Annotated in this window: 1 protein-coding gene; it reads right to left on the bottom strand. The window is 66.2% G+C overall.

Annotated features, from left to right (window positions below; genetic code table 11):
• Window positions 1-1000: flavodoxin-dependent (E)-4-hydroxy-3-methylbut-2-enyl-diphosphate synthase (gene ispG, locus ACL02U_RS32870; protein ID WP_412794672.1), on the bottom strand; the 1000-nt coding region annotated here is incomplete at both ends.

The following is a 1000-nucleotide window of genomic DNA, read 5'->3' as shown; positions in this document are numbered from 1 at the left end:
GCTCGGCGATCTTCATGGCCTCCTCGATGAGGGTCTCCACGATCTTCGACTCCGGCACGGTCTTGATCACCTCGCCCTTCACGAAGATCTGCCCCTTGCCGTTGCCCGAGGCCACCCCGAGATCGGCCTCACGGGCCTCACCCGGACCGTTCACCACACACCCCATCACGGCCACCCGCAACGGCACCTCCATCCCCGTCAGCCCCGCCGTGACCTCCTCCGCCAACTTGTACACATCCACCTGCGCACGCCCGCACGAAGGACACGACACGATCTCCAGACCACGCTGCCGCAGATTCAACGACTCCAGGATCTGGATACCGACCTTCACCTCCTCCACCGGCGGCGCCGACAACGACACCCGGATCGTGTCCCCGATCCCCCGGCTCAGCAGCGCACCGAACGCCACCGCCGACTTGATCGTCCCCTGGAACGCCGGACCGGCCTCCGTCACCCCCAGATGCAGCGGATAGTCACACCGCTCCGCCAACTGCCGGTACGCCTCGACCATCACCACCGGATCGTTGTGCTTCACCGAGATCTTGATGTCCCGGAAGTCGTGCTCCTCGAACAGCGACGCCTCCCACAACGCCGACTCCACCAGCGCCTCCGGCGTCGCCTTCCCGTACTTCTGCAGCAACCGCCGGTCCAACGACCCCGCGTTCACCCCGATCCGGATCGGCGTCCCGTGGTCCCGCGCCGCCTTCGCGATCTCCCTGACCTGATCGTCGAACTTCTTGATGTTGCCCGGGTTCACCCGCACCGCCGCGCAACCCGCCTCGATCGCCGCGAACACGTACTTCGGCTGGAAGTGGATGTCCGCGATCACCGGGATCTGCGACTTCCGCGCGATCACCGCCAACGCATCCGCATCATCCTGCGTCGGACACGCCACCCGCACGATCTCGCACCCCGACGCCGTCAACTCCGCGATCTGCTGAAGCGTCGACCCCACATCCGACGTACGCGTCGTCGTCATCGACTGCACCGACACCGGAGC

The organism is Streptomyces sp. MS06, from assembly GCF_047200655.1.
Lineage (GTDB): Bacteria > Actinomycetota > Actinomycetes > Streptomycetales > Streptomycetaceae > Streptomyces.
Note: the sequence above shows the minus strand (reverse complement) of the source record. Positions and strands in the feature narration are given on the sequence as shown.